The sequence below is a fragment of the Pantoea sp. X-Soil-OKNW-556 genome, from assembly GCF_059730695.1.
The window spans coordinates 3,944,939-3,961,561 of record NZ_AP035990.1; the positions used below are offsets into that span (position 1 = coordinate 3,944,939).

Below are 16,623 nucleotides of genomic sequence, written 5' to 3' on the forward strand. Positions count from 1 at the left end.
GGAGCTAAGATGAAAGCATTGAACGCTGTCGCCATTCTTTTCACCGCCATGATGTTGCAGGGCTGCGTTGCTGTCGTCGCTGGCGGTGCCGCAGTAGCCACCAAAACCGCCACCGATCCCCGCACCGTGGGCACCCAGGTGGATGACGGTACGCTGGAGTTACGCGTCAGCAACGCGCTGGCAAAAGATGAACAGATCAAAAACCAGGCGCGCGTCGTAGTGACCGCCTATCAGGGCAAAGTGCTACTGACCGGTCAGTCACCGTCGGCGGATCTCGCCAGCCGCGCGAAACAGATCGCGATGGGTGTCGATGGCGCGACTGAGGTGTACAACGAAATCCGTACCGGCCAGAAAGTCAGCCTCGGTACATCCTCTAATGACACCTGGATCACCACCAAAATCCGCTCACAACTGCTGGGCAGCGATCAGGTGAAATCGTCGAACGTGAAAGTGACCACCGAAAACGGCGAAGTGTTCCTGCTGGGTCTGGTGACACAACAGGAAGCGGCAGCGGCGGCGGATATCGCCAGCCGGGTAAGCGGTGTGAAGCACGTCACCACCGCCTTTACCATTCTGAAATAAACCTTCAGGGCGGCATCAGCCGCCCTTTTTTACACCGGTATATCAATCACCAACGCACGTAACGGCGTTTTCGCCTGCAACGTAATCTGCTGTTCTTCTGCCAGAAATGCCCCATCGCCACAGCTTAGCTTTTCCTGATGCGCACTGCTCGCCTGCACATCCACCGATCCGTGGATCGATTGCAGATAGGCGCGTGGACCGTTCAGCTTCACGCTATGTTGCTCGCCGGGAGCCAGCGTTACCTGATGAATCCACACCTGCTGACGCAGCTGTAAACTGCCTTCCGCACCGTCTGGCGAAGCCAACAGGAAAGAGGTCTGCTCGGGCAGCGACATTTTCTGCAACAACGGATTCTCGCGTTCCGGGCACGCCGACAGCCACAACTGCATACGTGTCAGCGGTTGATCTTTGCTGAGATTGATTTCGCTATAGCTCACGCCCTGGCGCGCCGACAACAGCAGCGCTTCACCGGCACGGGCGATAATATGGTTGCCCTCGCTGTCGCGGTACTCCGCCTCGCCCTGTAGTACCAGGTTGAGTACATCAACCTGAGGATAGGTGCGGGGCTGGAAGGCAGCACCGGGTGCCAGCACTTCTTGATTGAGCACGCGCAGTGAGGCATAGCCCATCAGTTTCGGATCAAAATAGTGGCCAAATGAGAAGCTGTAACGCGCCTGCAACCAACCGAAATCGGCCTGGCCACATGCTGACGCGCAGCGGGTTGTCATCATGATTTACCTCCGACGCTCTGCGGGATGATACGACCGCAGGTTTATAGGATTATGGTAAAAGGCTGGACGCCGGATTGTTAGCCAGTTAATCTGCCTGGCATGTTCAAATTTCCTGACAGAGAATCGGCATGGCAAAAGAGCGCGCGTTAACCCTGGAAGCTTTACGTGTGATGGATGCTATTGACCGGCGCGGCAGCTTTGCGGCTGCGGCCGACGAGCTGGGACGTGTACCTTCCGCATTGAGCTACACCATGCAGAAGCTGGAAGAGGAGCTGGATGTCGTGCTGTTTGACCGCTCCGGTCACCGCACTAAATTCACCAACGTAGGACGCATGCTGCTGGAACGTGGCCGCGTGCTGTTGGAAGCCGCCGACAAACTCACCACCGACGCTGAAGCGCTGGCGCGCGGTTGGGAAACCCATCTCACCATCGTCACCGAGGCGCTGGTGCCCACCGAACACCTGTTCCCGCTGGTGACCAAACTGGCGGACAAAGCCAATACCCAGATATCCCTGGTGACCGAAGTGCTGGCCGGTGCCTGGGAGCGGCTGGAGCAGGGGCGTGCCGATATCGTCATTGCGCCGGATATGCATTTCCGCGCCTCAACGGAAATCAACACCCGCAAGTTGTACAGCATGATGAGCGTGTATGTCGCCAGTCCGGATCATCCCATTCATCAGGAAGCCGAGCCACAATCTGAGGTGACGCGTGTGAAGTATCGCGGCATTGCAGTGGCCGATACCGCGCGCGAGCGCCCGGTGTTGACCGTGCAGTTGCTGGACAAGCAACAGCGCCTGACGGTAAGCAGCATGGAAGACAAACGCAAAGCGCTGCTGGCCGGACTGGGTGTGGCGACCATGCCCTATTCGCTGGTGGAGCAGGATATCGCCGAAGGACGTCTGCGCGTGGTGAGTGCGGAATATACCCGCGAGGTGGATATCATTATGGCGTGGCGCCGCGACAGCATGGGTGAAGCGAAAGCATGGTGCCTGCGCGAGATCCCGCGTTTGCTGGCGAAGAAAGGTTAATCAGCAACGCTGACTAACCTTTCCGTGGCGGCGCGATTTATCGCGCAATTCCGTGCGCGATGCAGGAAAAATCCGCGCGATGAATCGCGCCGCTACGAACAATGCATTACGCAATAATCGCGCCGTTACAGGCGACTCAAACAATCCATCGCCACGGCCTTGAAGCTGACAAAATCGCCGCAGTCACGCAACCGGGCGGTTGCGCGTTCGCGCAGGAAAGTGACGAACAGGTCATAAATCGCCATCGCCTCTTCATATTCACTTTTGCTGATGGCCAGCAGGAAAATCACCGAGGCGGTTTCATCGCCCCAACTGATGCCCTGCGGTGCCAGCACGGTGTACACCACGGTTTTCTTCGCCAGCAGACCCAGCGAGTGCGGCAGCGCAATCCCCTCCCCCAGCATGGTGCTAACAATCGCTTCACGTTCCTCAACCGAGGGATAAAAATCGTCTTCCACATAGCCTTCACGCTGAAGCTGGTTGCACAGTTGATGGAACAGCGCCGATTGCGTCATCGGCTGGTCCACCACCAGAAAATGCTGTGCATCGAAGTATTTTTCCAGCATATAAGGCCGGGTACGATCCACCAGCACCAGTTTGCCGAGCTGCTCAAGCTGGAATTCCGTTGGGAACGGCGACATCACCACCACCGGGCTGTTTTTCTCACGCAAGCGGGTGGTGGAGATAACAAAATCTTCATCAATAGCCGCAAGCGCCTCGTATTCACGTAGCGACAGGCGGCCCGTCACCTGCAACTGGGGATACTTACGTAGCAGCATCGCTTCAATCATGCGCAAGGTAGAGTTACCGCTGTCACACACCAGCAGCACCTGGGGGTGACGCTGATAGCCCACATCATAGTGACGCTCCAGCCCGACGCCGATATGCAGCACCAGAAAACCGATTTCGTTTTCGCTGATGCTGTAAGGGGTATATTTCCCCCAACTGGTGACCGCCGCCAGCGTCATGTCGTAGGCCATCGGGTAATGCTGCTTGATATTACTCAGCAGCGGATTGGGGATATGGATCTGGTAACGCACCCGGGTGATCATGGTTTTGATATGGGTGAGCAGATCGGCACGCAACTGTTCATCCTGTTGCAGACGATAGTTGTAGTGCGTGTTGATGTAATTCAGCAGGTAATCGACCAGCGCATCCGCATCATCGGCATTGATGGTGCTGGGGGCCAGCGCCTGAATCTGGCGGGCAGCGATGTTGACGCGCAGCCAGTTCTCTTCCGCCTGAGAGATCGGTTTTCCCACCAGCGGCCGCATCAGGTTAATCAGTTGCTGCGCGGCTTCACGCACCTCCTCGCCGACATCCTCCGCACCCGGATCGTTCAGCGGAAAACCTTCGCTGATGCGCCGTACTGCCACCGCGCAATAGATTTGCAGATAGCGTTCACCTTCATCGCTGAGGCGAATGGCGTGCTGCGAGAAACAATGCTGAAGCAGCGGTTGCAACTGCTCCAGCATGCCGCTGTGTAGCGTTTCCACCGTTAACAGCGGGCTGTCCGGCGTATCCTGGTCGATTTGCCACAGCAAATCAGTCAGGCAGGTGCGAATCGCCGCTTCGCTGCCGAACAGCTTCATTCCGTAACGCGGTTTGGTTTCGATATTCAGATGATAACGCCCGAACCATTCACGCACCTCAGCCATGTCGCTTTGCAGGGTCGCGCGGCTGACAAACCACTCTTCCGACAAATCTTCCAGCTTCAGCGAATATGCAGCGGTGAGAAAACGACTGAGCAGATAACGCACCCGTTCCTGTGAGGTACGCGGCACGCGCAGCGGTGCCGCGGTTTGTGCCTGGAGCTGACCAAAACGCAGCGCGTCCTCCACCTTCAGTTGATAACCCTCGCCACGCGCCAGCACGAACTGCGCACCATGCTGCGCCAACAGCGCGTTAAGCGCCGTGATATCGGTGCGCACCGTGCGAGTGGACACGGAAAAACGTCGCGCCAGCTCATCCTGCGGCAGCGTTTCGGTTTGCAGCGCAGCGAAAAGTTGGGCCAGACGCTGGTTGGGAAATCTCACGGGCTTCACCTGTTACTTAATTGTTACAACAACTTTTTGCACGTTGCCAGAAGCTGACGCACATCGTCAATGCGTGTGTCGCCAGTCGCGCTATCGATAATCGAACTGTAGACGTGCGGAATCACTTTACTGACGCCCGCCTCCAGCGCAATGCGAACAATCTCTTCAAAATTGTCGAGATCAATACCGCCGGTGGGTTCCAGCCAGAAGTTGTTACGCGCACAGGCTTCCGCCACCGCGCGGTACTCCGCTACCGCTTTCAATCCCCCCATCGGGAAGTATTTCACCGAGCTGCCGCCCATGTCCTGCAACAAGCGAATCGCGCTGTCGATTGGCACGATGGCATCCGGCCCTTGCGCACTCAGCGGTCCGGTGGAGATTTTGACCAGGCCCGGCGTGCCGGTGGGGGAAATCAGGCCGTTGACCACGGTGTCATGCTGGCCGAGCAGCGCGCGACTGGTCGCGACGCCGGTGAACACCTGGTTAACGTGTTGCGGTTGCAGCTCAGCTGCAATCTCACTCACCATCGCCGATTGATTGGGATCCCCGGCACCCAGTCCAACCGAAATCGCGTTATCAATCAGCGCAGCATATTCGCGCATATCGGCAATTGCCGCCTCAGTGCTGGCGTAGTTTTTCGACAACACGCCCACCAACACATAACCATCCGCCGCTTCCCAGATATCGCGCGCATTCTGTTTAGAACCCGCCAGCACATTGAGGCACAGACGGCCCTGATAAAATTTTGGAGTCAGAGTCATGCGTGTTTCTCCCCGCTGAGCAGCGCCTCGATGGCGGTAAAAATGGTATGCAGCTGATCGGCGCTGACGCTACGCACATCGGCCTCGATAATGCCTTCATTGGCTTTATAGCCACGGAAATAGATGGCGATAGCGCCGTTTTTCAGTGCCTGCACCAGCTCGCCAGTGGCCCAGCCGGTTTGCGCTTCGTCGAACTTGATTTCGGCACGGGCGATGTCACGTCCGGCAGCATCCCATACCACACGCGCGCTGACGCCGTTCAGGGTGTTGAGGTTGGCGATAAACGGCGTCATTTTTTCCACCATCTCTGCGCCGGTGGTTTTCTCCTGCGACAGATAGTTTTCAATCGCCTGCGTCAGGCCGAGGATGCCCTCTTTGCCGACTTTCATCGCACGACCGATGCCGTTACTCTGGCGCTTCACCCACTCAACATATTGGGTGCGGCCAATCACCAGACCGCTGGTTGGTCCTTCAATCGCTTTCGCCCCGCTGTAGATCACCAGGTCAGCGCCCATCTGGTAGTAGCACTGCAAATCTTCTTCCGCTGCCGCATCGACAATCAACGGAATGCCATGCTTACGCGCCACCACTGCCGCCTGTTCGACACTGAGATGGCTTTTCTGCACGCAATGGTGTGATTTGATATACAGCAACGCGGCGGTCGTCGGCGTAATCGCCGCTGCCAGCTGTTCTGGCGAACATTCGTTGCTGTAGCCTGCCTCCACCAGGCGTCCACCACCCAATGCCACCATGGTGCCAACCGGCGCGCCAAAATTGACGTTATGACCTTTCGGCATCACGATATCGTGCGGCACGCTGAGTGGTGCGGCATGCAGGTTTTCCAGCAGCCAGGCGTTATCTTTCACGATCACCGCCGCCACACTTTGCGCAATGCCCGCCGACGCACAGGAAACCACCACTGCGCTTTCCACCTCAAGCAGTTGCGCGATATACGCCCCGGTTTTATCCACCAGATCTTTCATCTCAAAGTAGTGGTTAAGGCCGTATTTCACGGTATCGACCACGTCTGCTGCCGGGGTCGATACGCCAAGAATGGTCATGCGACCAGAGGCATTGATGACCTGCTTCAGGTCATATTTTTCATAAATCGAAGACATGATTGGCTTTCCCTTCATCTGTCAGATGCCATTGCCCCGCCACCACGGCGGCCAGCGGCACCAGATGTTGCTCACCCAGCACCTGTTCGCCTTCAGCATCGACGAACGGGCGGGCTTCCTCTTTGACGGTAAAAATGGTCAGGTCGGCGTCGTAACCGACCGCCAGGCAACCTTTGTTTTTCAGTCGCAGACCTTCAGCGGCTTTGCGTGTCACGCAGTCGATCACCTGCGGCAATGTCATGCCAATGCTGAAGAATTTCGACATCACATGCGCCAGGCTGTGCACCGGGCCATTGATACGGTTGCGGCAGTAGATATCGGAGCTGATGGTGTCAGGCAGAATGCCCTGCGCAATCGCCTGACGCGCCACCTCAAAGCTGAAGCTGGCGCTGCCGTGGCCGATATCCAGCCGCACACCACGCGCTAACGCATTCTTCACCGCGGCTTTCAGCTCGCCCTGCGGCGTAAGAATGCGGTTGGGTTTGCCGTTGTAGCAATGGGTGATGATGTCGCCGGAAGTCAGCAGATCGGCAATGTCCTCCAGCACCGGCGGGTTGTTGCCGATATGCACCATCAGCGGCAGATCACCCGCCGCCTGCTGGATGGCTTTGGCCCGGATTAACGGCTGGATACCGTTTTCGCCCACTACGCTGCTGCTCATACGCGCTTTGAGGCCGACGATAAAATCGGGACGACGCTGAATAGCCTGCACCACCGCCTCACCGTCGATTTGCGCCATATCGGCCAGCTCGTTTTGCGTGACAATGCCGGTGCGGGCTATGTTGATCAGCGCACGAACGTCGGTCGTGACCTGTCGCGTAAGCTGATAAAAATCGTCAATATCATCAGCGCCGGTGCTGCCGGCATCCACCACCGTGGTGACCCCCTGTGCCACACCGATGGCATCCGCATCGTCGTGATAAATCGGCGATTTGGGATAACAGTGAACGTGGCTGTCGATCCAGCCTGCGCTGAGGTAGTAGCGCCCGGCCAGGTCGCGTTCTTGTGCCGCCTGACCGCTTACGCTACCCAGTGCGGCGATTTTGCCGTCCTGCCACGCAATATCCACCAGCTGTCCGTCGCACAGACGCGCACGACGGAGAATGACATCAAACATACCCCCTCCTTAGAGAGAAACCGGGAAGATCGCGCCCAGCACCATGGCACCGAGAATCGCACCACCGGTAATCGGCTTGTTCCACAGGTAAAACAGCAGCGAACCCGCCAACGAACCAAGACCAATAGGAATTGACGCGGTCATTGCCGACAGGATGATCAACGGACCGAGGAAGCGGCCAGAGGCGTTACCCGCCCCCATCATCACGTCGGCACCGTAGGTGGAGTCGCTCTGATTGATGGTGAACTTACGCGCCAGGATGATGATGTAGCCAATCGCCACGCCAATCACCAGACCGGTTGCCAGCGAGGCGGCGAAGTTCGCGACCGGGAAGACAATGCCCGCGCCCAGTAACAACGCCGGAACCCCCAGACCCACGCCGGTCTGAATCGCCCCGCCGATATCGAGAATCCCCACCAGCGAACCTTCGATGATACGGGCGAACAGGAAGCTGGCACCGAACGCCGCTACCGCGCCGTAGACCCCGGTTTCCATGCCGGAACGCAGCATGGAGACAAACGCCACTTCGTTAAAAGCACCAATGCCGTACAGGTAGTACATATGCGTACCGGCAAACACCCCGGCGGAGAGCAGGCCGACAAAAATCGGGAAAGACCAGTCGGCGTACCAGAACCCTTTGTTTTCGTTCATGCTGATGGCTCCTTATTTGCCGCTGAGGCTGTTGTGAATCATGTCCAGCCAGCCGGGAATACCCAGTTGGAAGGATTGCAGCAGTTTCATGTCAAAGCCGCGGAAGAAACCGCTCAGCACGAACAGCAGCACAATGGCGGTCATCATCACCTTGGTGACTTTGTTCCAGCCGCTCTCCTCGACACCCTTACCGATCAGGATACCCAGAACCAGGCCCGGTACGGCGTTGCCCATAATCAGCTGCGCCAGGCCGCCGAAAATGGTGGCCCAGAAGCCCGATTTCTTACCGGCATCAATCGCTGCCAGCCAGAAAATCACTGGCATCACGGTGTTCACCAGCAGGTTGGCCGCCGGTACCAATACTTTTACCGCCGTAACCTGCAACGCTGCCGGAACGGCAGAAGCGGTGCTGTTCAGGAAGGCGACGACGATCATGCCGATGATGCCGCAGGCAATCGCCATCTTCTTCGGGTTGTGTAGTGTTTCTGCTACGTTGCGGTTTTTCACCATCAGGGCCGCCGCGCCCCAGTTCGGCAGGATGCGATGGTCAACATCCTGAGTGAAGGAACCCGCTGCAACGGATGAAGCCCAGGCGTTAAAGAAAAAGCCGAGACCAAAGGAGAAGTGCGATGCCGGATCGCCCTCACAGGAGTTAAGCTCGCCCAGCGTACGGAACGCGCCCATGCCCTGCGTGGTAGGAGCATGGAACATGCGCGCCGCACCTGCTCCAACGCCAACCCCTACCAACCCGCCAATGATTAACGACTTAAACAAAATAATTAAAAACATGCGTTTACCTTTGTTTTTCGTCTGTTGTTAAGGTGCCGCCGTGAATTCCACCTGTTCGGTATCGATCACGGTGACGCTGACGGTAATCTCCAGCTCCACGCTGTAGTTCCGTCGCTCACGCGCGAGGAAAAAGAACAAAAACTTCTCTGTCTTAACGCGCTCCTGCGCGCGCAGCACCCGGACATCCTGGGGTTCGATGCGCAGCAGAATTTTTTGTGTGGTGCGCAGCACCTGCTGCTGCACCTTACTCAGGGCATCGGCAAAGGCTTTGGCTTTGCTGTCACCTTTGCCCTGTACCGTTACCTGAGTCACGTATTGTTGTTTCATACTTAGCTGCCGTATTTTTTGTTCCAGGCCTGTACCAGCCGTTCACCCAGCTCTTCTTTATCCATAAAACCAAAACCGAGGACATTGGCACCTTCGTTAATCGCCGTGACGCCTTCATCAATCGAACGCATACCGTGCTTTGATTTGTAGCCATATTTGTTCTGCGCGGTAATTGCCCCCGCACCGCCGCTGCCGCAGAAGGAGATGCCGAAATCCGCATTTTCTGCCTTCATGACGTCACCCAGCTTCATATCTGCCGCTACCCCCGGCACCACCACGGCACGCCCACCGGCTTTCTCTACGCCAGCCGCGACTTTTTGCCCTTTACCCAAACGATCACCAATGACTACCGTTACCATGTTCAATTCCTCTTTGATTGCTGACTTAATTCGATCTTGCTACTTCAATGTGGACGGACAGCAACCACGCCTCTTCGCGTGGCAGGTTGCCAAACAGATCCACCACCTGCTGCGCCAGCGCCATGGTCTCGGGCGAGATGTCCTCAAACAGCTCCGCTTCCACTTCCGGTAACGCTTCACCGGTCAGGGAGCGCGAGGCCATTGCTCGCACATGTGAGGCCAGCATCTGCTGCTGCACCGCATTGGGTTCAATGTGGTGCGCGGCATACAGCGCGGCAATCTGCATCATCACGTTATCCGCCAGCGCCTGAATCGCTTCCGGCGTGCTTTGTTTCAGCGGAACAGCTTCACTACTCACCTGGCTCACTCCTGTTTACAGCGGACAATGACAGTTAATTCGCGTTGAGAAGAAATTACGCTGTTCGCTGTTGGCTGTGGAGACGCATCTTTTCCACCTCAAAGTGGAAATCATGCGAGCAACTGTGCGCCAGATCGCAGGATGCACGAATAATGCAAAACGCATCACGTTTTACACAGAATGATGGATTTAACGCATTCAGGCAGTCAGATATGACCAGGGAAATAAGGCCAGCCAATTAGCTGGCCTGACTATCAGCGGAATTTCTTATGGTTGGCGTTGCGAATATCTTCCAGTTTCTTCGCTTCGGTTTTGGCTTCGTCCAGTTTGTTGGCTTTCGCCAGTTGGTCGACCACATCAATCTGGGCGATCAATGAATCAAGTCCGGCATGGAAATCCTTGATCTGGGCGCTATCAGCAGGCTGACCTTCCAGCTTTTCCGGCGTGGATTTTTTGGCATCCTCCGCCGCCTGGCGCATCTTGCCCAGTGCGGTTTGCATCTCCTGCGCATCATCAGTTTTTTTAACCGTGCTCAGGCCATCTTTGAGGGTATCCATATCTTTTTCCAGGTCAGCCGCATATAAGCTGGCACTGGAGAACAACAACGACAGAGACAACATTGCAATCACATGCTTACGCATCGTTTATTCCTTTTTTATTTTACTGACAAAAAAGGCAGCCTTGCGGGCTGCCTTCAGGAAGCGATGTCATTATTGACCGGCGATCTTCATCTCCGGTAGCAGCACCGATCCACACTGGATGTTGCTGCGGGTTTCAATATCGTTGCCGACAGTGACCATATTGCGCCACATATCCTTCAGGTTGCCGGCGATGGTGATTTCGCTCACCGGGTACTGGATCTCACCGTTCTCCACCCAGTAACCGGCAGCACCGCGTGAATAGTCACCGGTAATGGCGCTCACACCCTGCCCCATCAGCTCGGTCACCACCAGGCCACGCCCCATCTGCTTCAGCAAATCTGCAAAGCTGTGGCCCTGACCGGCAATGCGCCAGTTGTGGATACCGCCCGCATGGCCGGTGCTTTGCAGACCGAGTTTGCGCGCGGAGTAGCTGGTCAACAGCCAGTTTTGCAGCACGCCATTTTTGATAATGTCACGCGCCTGAGTGCGTACCCCTTCGCTGTCAAACGGCGTTGAGGCCAGCCCTTTCAGCAAATGCGGTTTCTCTTCGATGGTCAGCCATTCCGGCAGGATCTGCGTGCCCAACGCATCCAGCAGGAAGGTGGATTTACGATAGACGCTGCTGCCGCTGATGGCCCCCACCAAATGGCCAAACAATCCGGTTGCCACTTCCGGGGCGAAAATCACTGGCGCTTGCATGGTGGAGAGTTTGCGTGGCGCCAGGCGTGACAGCACGCGACGCGCGCATTCAGCACCAACCCAATCCGCGCTTTGCAGATCGTTGATATCACGGCCAATGGTGTAGGCGTAATCACGTTCCATCTCGCCGTTCTGCTCGGCAATCACGCAACTGGAGAGCGAGTGGCGGCTGGAGCAGTAGCTTTGCAACATGCCATGACTGTTGCCAAAAACTTTGATACCGACGTGGCTGTTGAAGCTGCCGCCTTCGGTGTTGGTGATACGCTTGTCAGCCTGTAGCGCAGCCTGTTCCGCCTGCGCGGCCAGCTCAATGGCGCGATCGGCATCGATCTCCCACGGATGGTAGAGATCGAGATCCGGTGCCTCGAACGCCAGCAAATCGCGATCCGCCGGGCCAGCATTGGGATCGCTTGAGGTGTAGCGGGCAATATCGATCGCCGCCTGCACGGTGCGTTTGATGGCATCCGGGCTGAGGTCGGTCGAGGAAGCACTGCCTTTGCGATTCTGATGATAAACGGTGATGCCGAGTGCGCCATCGCTGTTAAATTCGACGTTTTCCACTTCGCCGTAGCGGGTACTGACACCGATACCGGTGGTTTTGGTCACCGCCACTTCTGCGCCATCGGTGCTGGCTTTCGCCAGTTCCAGCGCCTGTGCGACAGCCTGTTCCAACACTTTACGTTGTTCTGCAACCTGAGTAGATACGTTCATCGACCTGCCGTCTAATCTTATGTATGAATGTTTTGAGTCTATCAGACTCAGAGAACAATTTCGCAGTCACCCGATAAACTGGTAGGATTAGCCTCTTTTTTTAGGGAGCCAAGAGATGACCAAGCAGCCCGAAGACTGGCTCGATGATGTGCCGGATAATCAGGAAGAAGAAGACGAAGAGATTATCTGGGTCAGTAAAAGCGAAATTAAACGCGATGCCGAGGAGCTGAAGCGCCTGGGTGCCGAGTTAGTTGATCTGGGGAAAAACTCCCTCGATAAAATTCCACTCGACGAAGATTTACGTGCCGCGATTGAACTGGCGCAGCGTATTAAGAAAGAAGGTCGCCGCCGCCAGTTGCAGCTGATCGGCAAAATGCTGCGCGCGCGCGATGAAGATCCGATCCGCCAGGCACTGGATAAGCTGAAAAACCGCCACAACCAGCAGGTTGCGCTGTTCCATAAACTGGAAAACTTACGCGATCGTCTGATTGAGCAAGGTGATGATGTGATGGCCGAGGTGATCAACCTCTATCCGCAGGCGGATCGCCAGCAACTGCGCAGTATGATCCGTAATGCGCAGAAAGAGAAAGCCGGTAACAAGCCACCGAAATCCGCGCGTCAGATTTTCCAGTATTTGCGTGAGCTGGCTGAAGCACAATAAGCTTCAAACTGCTGAACCGTAACGGCGCGATAAATCGCGTAATGCTTGTCAGTTAAGCCTCAGTCATGCCGGAACGCATAGCGTTTCGGCCTCTTTTTTACCGCCCGTGGATAATGCCTCTGCCTTCGCTTCGGAAGCACGAAGCTTCCTGCCATCTCCATTATTTCATTTATTATTCGCGGGATTTTTCCCGGTGCTACGGCGGGCAGGATGCTTAGCTGGCCCGTCAGATAAAGCGCGGCCTGCTTAAAGCCCATCTGATAAGGTTCCACATTCTTCAGGCTGTAAGCCATCTGCGCCATCATAAAGCGCAGGAGATTGTACGCCAGTGCAACGCCCCATAACTCCTGTCTCACCAGCTCCGGTTTTTTACTTCTCAGCGTCAGTTCATTGTTCAGTAGATGCTGTTTCATCTCCCGGAAGCCATGCTCGATTTCCCAGCGATACCCGTAAAGCTCAACGATATCCGCCTTCGGATAACGACGCGCATCGCACATCGAGGTCAGGATTTGTACTGTTTTCCCGTTAACCTGCTTGCTTATCAGCCGCGCCGTCAGTGTCTCCGGCGCATCTTTCCATTTTTTGCGCGCCTGCCACGACAGGTCGAACTCTACCAGCTCGTGGCCTTTGTCCAGCTTTTTCAGAACCCGGTACTTTGCATCTTTACGCAATGGAAGCATCCAGTGTCGCCCTGTCCCGGATGTCTGCCAGTAGTGCAGCAGGCCGAGCGCATAGAAGCCTTTATCCAGTATAGTCAGTGAGTTATCGGGAGTCTGTTTCACCAGCCCGGCGGCAAGGTCAACTTCGCTGGTTTCTGTCACACTGCCAAAACTCACACCTGACAGCAGATGGCTGGTCACTTCCATCTGGCAGACCATGCGTAACTGCGGCCAGTCAGAGCGGCTGTGTATATTTGCCGTTCGTCCAAAAGCGGCATCGTTTTCCGGCGTATCGGGCGCACGCCATAGCGTGCCATCGACGGCCAGCAGGGTCAGACCATTCCAGTTCGACAAGGGTGTTTTGTCGAACCAGAGCTGGCGGGACTTCTCAAAAACCAGACGAACAACATCTTCACCGAGTCGCTGACGCGCCTGCACCACGGCGCTGGGCGCGACAAAAGGACGTTTACCCGGTAACACGATATCCAGATGAGAAACAATCTGGTTCATGGAAAGCGAACGAAACAGGGACATGCCGGTAACAGCCCAGACCATCATATCCATTGGGAGGCGGCGTTTTCGCAGAGTCACGACACCGGTATCAACCAGACATTCATCAATGAGTTCGGGTGAGAGCAGATCGGAAAGCGCAGAAAATTCTTTCGGCGTAAAGTTCAGGACGGTATCGAGAGCCTGGCTGAGTAACATAAAAAAATCCGTAATCCCCGGGAGATTACAGATTTTTGCAGAACTACAGGATCGTTCAATCGATCATTTCATGCTTAACTGATCGGCATTACGCGATAAATCGCGCCGTTACGGATTAACGACCCAGCCTCTCCAGCAGTTTCTGATGGATCCCACCAAACCCGCCGTTGCTCATCACCAGGATGTTATCGCCCGGCTGTGCCACCTTCGCCACCATCTCCACCAGCGTATCGATATCCGCGCTCCAGTGCGCAGGCTGGATACAGGCATCAGCCACGTCCGACACCTGCCACGGAATATGGTGTGGCTGGAACAAGAACACCTCATCCGCACGTCCCAGTGACGGAGCCAGTTCATTCTTACTGACGCCCATCTTCATGGTATTGGAACGCGGCTCCAGCACCGCCAGAATACGTGCCGTGCCGCCGACTTTGCTACGCAGCGCAGCCAGGGTAGCCAGAATTGCCGTGGGGTGATGAGCAAAATCGTCATAGACCTTGATGGCATTCACTTCACCACGCAATTCCAGACGACGGCGCGCGTTGATAAAGCGCCCCAGCGCTTCGCCCGCATCTTCGGGTTTCACACCGACATGACGCGCGGCGGCTATCGCCATCAGACCGTTATGCATGTTGTGTTCGCCCACCAGGCCCCAGCTCACTTCCGCCACTTTGGCGCCATCGAGCCAGACTTCCCAGCGTGAGGCATCCGGCGTCAGTTTTTTCGCCTGCCAGTGGCCGTTGTCGCCCACCGTTTCCTGCTCGCTCCAGCACCCCATCGCCATCACCTGCTTCAGGTTGTGATCGTGTTCCGGCAGCAGGATCTTCCCCTGGCCCGGCACGATACGGATCAGATGATGGAACTGTTTCTGGATCGCCCGCAGATCGTCAAAGATATCCGCATGATCGAACTCCAGATTGTTAAGAATCAGTGTGCGCGGGCAGTAATGAACAAACTTGGAGCGTTTGTCGAAAAAGGCGCTGTCGTACTCATCCGCTTCGATAACGAAGAACGGGCTTTTTCCTAATTTTGCTGATACATCGAAATTTCCTGGCACACCACCAATAATGAAGCCAGGTTCAAGGCCACAAGCCTCCAGAATCCACGCCGCCATGCCGGCTGTCGTGGTTTTGCCGTGAGTACCGGCCACTGCCAGCACCCAGCGGTCACGCAGCACATAATCGTGCAGCCACTGTGGACCAGAGAGGTAGGGAATGTTGCGTTCCAGCACAGCTTCCACACAGGGATTTCCGCGTGTCATGGCGTTACCAATGATCACCATATCGGGTGCAGGATCGAGCTGGCTGGCATCATAACCTTCCGTTAATTCAATGCCTTGCTGCTCCAGCAAGGTGCTCATTGGCGGATAGACATTGGCGTCAGAGCCGGTCACCTGGTGGCCCAGCGAGCGGGCCAGCATCGCCAGGCCGCCCATGAAAGTGCCACAAATCCCAAGGATGTGAATACGCATAAATTTGTTCCATTACTCATAAGTCCGGCGCTCAGTTTAACCCCGAGTGCAAGTGGAAGAAACGGATTTGGCCTATGGTTTTTGAAGTTCAATCGGCTAAACTGCGTACGCATACGTTGGCAGTTTGTTACAGTGGCTGCCACTCCATCGTAGATTCAGGGAATGTGTTATGAAAACGTTAGGCGAATTTATCGTCGAGAAGCAACACGACTTTCCTCACGCCACAGGTGAACTGACGGCGCTGATTTCAGCCATCAAGCTGGGAGCTAAAATTATCCACCGCGACATCAACAAAGCGGGTCTGGTGGATATTCTTGGCGCCAGTGGCGTGGAAAACGTCCAGGGTGAACAGCAGATGAAGCTGGACCTGTTCGCGAACGAAAAGCTGAAAGCGGCACTGAAAGCGCGCGGCATTGTGGCTGGTATCGCCTCTGAAGAAGAAGATGAGTTCGTCATCTTTGAAGGCGTTGAGCACGGTAAATACGTGGTGCTGATGGACCCACTCGACGGTTCTTCCAACATCGACGTTAACGTTTCCGTTGGCACAATCTTCTCGATCTACCACCGTGTTTCACCGCCGGGAACACCGGTTACCGAAGCTGACTTTATGCAGCCGGGTCACAAGCAGGTTGCCGCAGGTTACGTGGTCTACGGTTCGTCTACCATGATGGTGTACACCACCGGGGTTGGCGTTCACGCCTTTACTTACGATCCGTCACTTGGGGTATTCTGCCTGAGCCACGAACGTATGACCTTCCCGGAGAAGGGCTATACCTACTCCATCAACGAAGGAAACTACATTCGCTTCCCGCAGGGCGTGAAAAAATATCTGAAGTTCTGCCAGGAAGAGGATATTGCGACTAAACGTCCTTATACCTCACGCTACATCGGTTCACTGGTGGCAGATTTCCACCGTAACTTGTTGAAAGGCGGAATTTATCTCTACCCAAGCACCGCCAGCCACCCGAAAGGTAAGCTGCGTTTGCTGTACGAATGCAACCCAATGGCGTTCCTTGCCGAGCAGGCAGGCGGTAAAGCCAGCGACGGTAAACAACGTATTCTCGATATTCAACCAGAAACCCTGCACCAGCGCTGCCCGTTCTTCTGCGGTAATGACGCGATGGTGGATGACGTCGAGCGCTTCCTGCGTGAATTCCCGGATGATCACCAGGGCTGATTGCTAGCATAAAGTCGCGGCGCGATTTATCGCGCCGCG

The 16,623-nt window shown here is 55.8% G+C and carries 18 protein-coding genes; 4 read left to right on the forward strand and 14 right to left on the reverse strand.

Annotated features, from left to right (window positions below; all coding sequences use genetic code 11):
* The first annotated feature begins 9 nt into the window (after positions 1-9).
* Entirely contained in the window at positions 10-582 is a 573-nt protein-coding gene (dolP, locus tag AC6I8T_RS18285; RefSeq protein WP_021183530.1) for a division/outer membrane stress-associated lipid-binding lipoprotein, read from the forward strand.
* Between the two features lie 29 nt (positions 583-611).
* Here the strand turns inward: dolP and AC6I8T_RS18290 are convergent, their stop codons facing one another.
* Positions 612-1,313 carry a pirin family protein gene (locus tag AC6I8T_RS18290; protein ID WP_208724249.1) on the reverse strand — a complete coding sequence of 234 codons (702 nt, stop codon included), beginning with the start codon at positions 1,311-1,313 and terminating at the stop codon, positions 612-614.
* A gap of 128 nt (positions 1,314-1,441) precedes the next feature.
* On the opposite strand from AC6I8T_RS18290, the gene AC6I8T_RS18295 reads away from it, so the two are divergent.
* Positions 1,442-2,341 carry a LysR family transcriptional regulator gene (locus AC6I8T_RS18295; protein ID WP_013510651.1) on the forward strand — a complete coding sequence of 300 codons (900 nt, stop codon included), beginning with the start codon at positions 1,442-1,444 and terminating at the stop codon, positions 2,339-2,341.
* Positions 2,342-2,466: 125 nt separating this feature from the next.
* Here AC6I8T_RS18295 and AC6I8T_RS18300 read toward each other — a convergent pair whose 3' ends face one another.
* From AC6I8T_RS18300 to pmbA, 11 genes are all read right to left on the reverse strand, one after another.
* Positions 2,467-4,377 carry a BglG family transcription antiterminator gene (locus AC6I8T_RS18300; RefSeq protein WP_208724250.1) on the reverse strand — a complete coding sequence of 637 codons (1,911 nt, stop codon included), beginning with the start codon at positions 4,375-4,377 and terminating at the stop codon, positions 2,467-2,469.
* 23 nt (positions 4,378-4,400) lie between these two features.
* A complete protein-coding gene (gene dagF, locus AC6I8T_RS18305; protein WP_021183533.1) occupies positions 4,401-5,138 on the reverse strand; it encodes a 2-dehydro-3-deoxy-phosphogluconate aldolase in 738 nt (245 codons plus the stop codon).
* A complete protein-coding gene (locus AC6I8T_RS18310; protein ID WP_497834222.1) occupies positions 5,135-6,256 on the reverse strand; it encodes a DgaE family pyridoxal phosphate-dependent ammonia lyase in 1,122 nt (373 codons plus the stop codon). Before AC6I8T_RS18310 ends, dagF begins: the two co-directional genes overlap by 4 nt.
* A complete protein-coding gene (locus AC6I8T_RS18315) occupies positions 6,240-7,373 on the reverse strand; it encodes an amidohydrolase/deacetylase family metallohydrolase (protein WP_208724252.1) in 1,134 nt (377 codons plus the stop codon). Before AC6I8T_RS18315 ends, AC6I8T_RS18310 begins: the two co-directional genes overlap by 17 nt.
* A gap of 9 nt (positions 7,374-7,382) precedes the next feature.
* Positions 7,383-8,024: a DUF4310 family protein gene (locus tag AC6I8T_RS18320; protein ID WP_021183536.1), complete on the reverse strand. Its 642-nt coding sequence runs from the start codon at positions 8,022-8,024 to the stop codon at positions 7,383-7,385.
* A 12-nt stretch (positions 8,025-8,036) separates the two neighbouring features.
* Positions 8,037-8,813 carry a DUF4311 domain-containing protein gene (locus tag AC6I8T_RS18325; protein ID WP_021183537.1) on the reverse strand — a complete coding sequence of 259 codons (777 nt, stop codon included), beginning with the start codon at positions 8,811-8,813 and terminating at the stop codon, positions 8,037-8,039.
* A 27-nt stretch (positions 8,814-8,840) separates the two neighbouring features.
* On the reverse strand, positions 8,841-9,140 hold the full coding sequence (locus tag AC6I8T_RS18330) for a DUF4312 family protein (protein WP_013510658.1): 300 nt from the start codon (positions 9,138-9,140) through the stop codon (positions 8,841-8,843).
* 2 nt (positions 9,141-9,142) lie between these two features.
* Complete coding sequence (locus tag AC6I8T_RS18335) at positions 9,143-9,505, reverse strand: SFCGS family glycine-rich protein (protein ID WP_152521872.1); 363 nt, start codon at positions 9,503-9,505, stop codon at positions 9,143-9,145.
* 19 nt (positions 9,506-9,524) lie between these two features.
* On the reverse strand, positions 9,525-9,857 hold the full coding sequence (locus tag AC6I8T_RS18340) for a hypothetical protein (RefSeq protein ID WP_021183539.1): 333 nt from the start codon (positions 9,855-9,857) through the stop codon (positions 9,525-9,527).
* Between the two features lie 254 nt (positions 9,858-10,111).
* Positions 10,112-10,498, reverse strand: coding sequence for a cytochrome b562 (gene cybC / locus AC6I8T_RS18345; RefSeq protein WP_021183540.1), 387 nt, complete (start codon positions 10,496-10,498; stop codon positions 10,112-10,114).
* Between the two features lie 69 nt (positions 10,499-10,567).
* Complete coding sequence (gene pmbA, locus AC6I8T_RS18350; protein WP_021183541.1) at positions 10,568-11,908, reverse strand: metalloprotease PmbA; 1,341 nt, start codon at positions 11,906-11,908, stop codon at positions 10,568-10,570.
* Positions 11,909-12,023: 115 nt separating this feature from the next.
* Here pmbA and yjgA point away from each other — a divergent pair, with 115 nt between their 5' ends.
* Complete coding sequence (gene yjgA / locus AC6I8T_RS18355; protein WP_021183542.1) at positions 12,024-12,569, forward strand: ribosome biogenesis factor YjgA; 546 nt, start codon at positions 12,024-12,026, stop codon at positions 12,567-12,569.
* 59 nt (positions 12,570-12,628) lie between these two features.
* Here the strand turns inward: yjgA and AC6I8T_RS18360 are convergent, their stop codons facing one another.
* Positions 12,629-13,936 (reverse strand): IS4 family transposase, encoded by a 1,308-nt coding sequence (locus AC6I8T_RS18360; RefSeq protein ID WP_303465395.1) that lies wholly within the window; start codon positions 13,934-13,936, stop codon positions 12,629-12,631.
* 115 nt (positions 13,937-14,051) lie between these two features.
* Positions 14,052-15,407, reverse strand: coding sequence for a UDP-N-acetylmuramate:L-alanyl-gamma-D-glutamyl-meso-diaminopimelate ligase (gene mpl / locus AC6I8T_RS18365; protein WP_208724253.1), 1,356 nt, complete (start codon positions 15,405-15,407; stop codon positions 14,052-14,054).
* A gap of 169 nt (positions 15,408-15,576) precedes the next feature.
* Between mpl and fbp the strand changes: the two genes are divergently transcribed.
* Positions 15,577-16,584 (forward strand): class 1 fructose-bisphosphatase, encoded by a 1,008-nt coding sequence (gene fbp / locus AC6I8T_RS18370; protein ID WP_021183544.1) that lies wholly within the window; start codon positions 15,577-15,579, stop codon positions 16,582-16,584.
* The last annotated feature ends 39 nt before the right edge of the window (positions 16,585-16,623 follow it).

Coding starts and splice junctions, on each gene's coding strand:
- dolP (WP_021183530.1), top strand. CDS start 10: ATGAAAGCATTGAACGCTGTCGCCATTCTTTTCACCGCCATGATGTTG.
- AC6I8T_RS18290 (WP_208724249.1), bottom strand. CDS start 1,313: ATGATGACAACCCGCTGCGCGTCAGCATGTGGCCAGGCCGATTTCGGT.
- AC6I8T_RS18295 (WP_013510651.1), top strand. CDS start 1,442: ATGGCAAAAGAGCGCGCGTTAACCCTGGAAGCTTTACGTGTGATGGAT.
- dagF (WP_021183533.1), bottom strand. CDS start 5,138: ATGACTCTGACTCCAAAATTTTATCAGGGCCGTCTGTGCCTCAATGTG.
- AC6I8T_RS18310 (WP_497834222.1), bottom strand. CDS start 6,256: ATGTCTTCGATTTATGAAAAATATGACCTGAAGCAGGTCATCAATGCC.
- AC6I8T_RS18315 (WP_208724252.1), bottom strand. CDS start 7,373: ATGTTTGATGTCATTCTCCGTCGTGCGCGTCTGTGCGACGGACAGCTG.
- AC6I8T_RS18320 (WP_021183536.1), bottom strand. CDS start 8,024: ATGAACGAAAACAAAGGGTTCTGGTACGCCGACTGGTCTTTCCCGATT.
- AC6I8T_RS18325 (WP_021183537.1), bottom strand. CDS start 8,813: ATGTTTTTAATTATTTTGTTTAAGTCGTTAATCATTGGCGGGTTGGTA.
- AC6I8T_RS18330 (WP_013510658.1), bottom strand. CDS start 9,140: ATGAAACAACAATACGTGACTCAGGTAACGGTACAGGGCAAAGGTGAC.
- cybC (WP_021183540.1), bottom strand. CDS start 10,498: ATGCGTAAGCATGTGATTGCAATGTTGTCTCTGTCGTTGTTGTTCTCC.
- pmbA (WP_021183541.1), bottom strand. CDS start 11,908: ATGAACGTATCTACTCAGGTTGCAGAACAACGTAAAGTGTTGGAACAG.
- yjgA (WP_021183542.1), top strand. CDS start 12,024: ATGACCAAGCAGCCCGAAGACTGGCTCGATGATGTGCCGGATAATCAG.
- AC6I8T_RS18360 (WP_303465395.1), bottom strand. CDS start 13,936: ATGTTACTCAGCCAGGCTCTCGATACCGTCCTGAACTTTACGCCGAAA.
- mpl (WP_208724253.1), bottom strand. CDS start 15,407: ATGCGTATTCACATCCTTGGGATTTGTGGCACTTTCATGGGCGGCCTG.
- fbp (WP_021183544.1), top strand. CDS start 15,577: ATGAAAACGTTAGGCGAATTTATCGTCGAGAAGCAACACGACTTTCCT.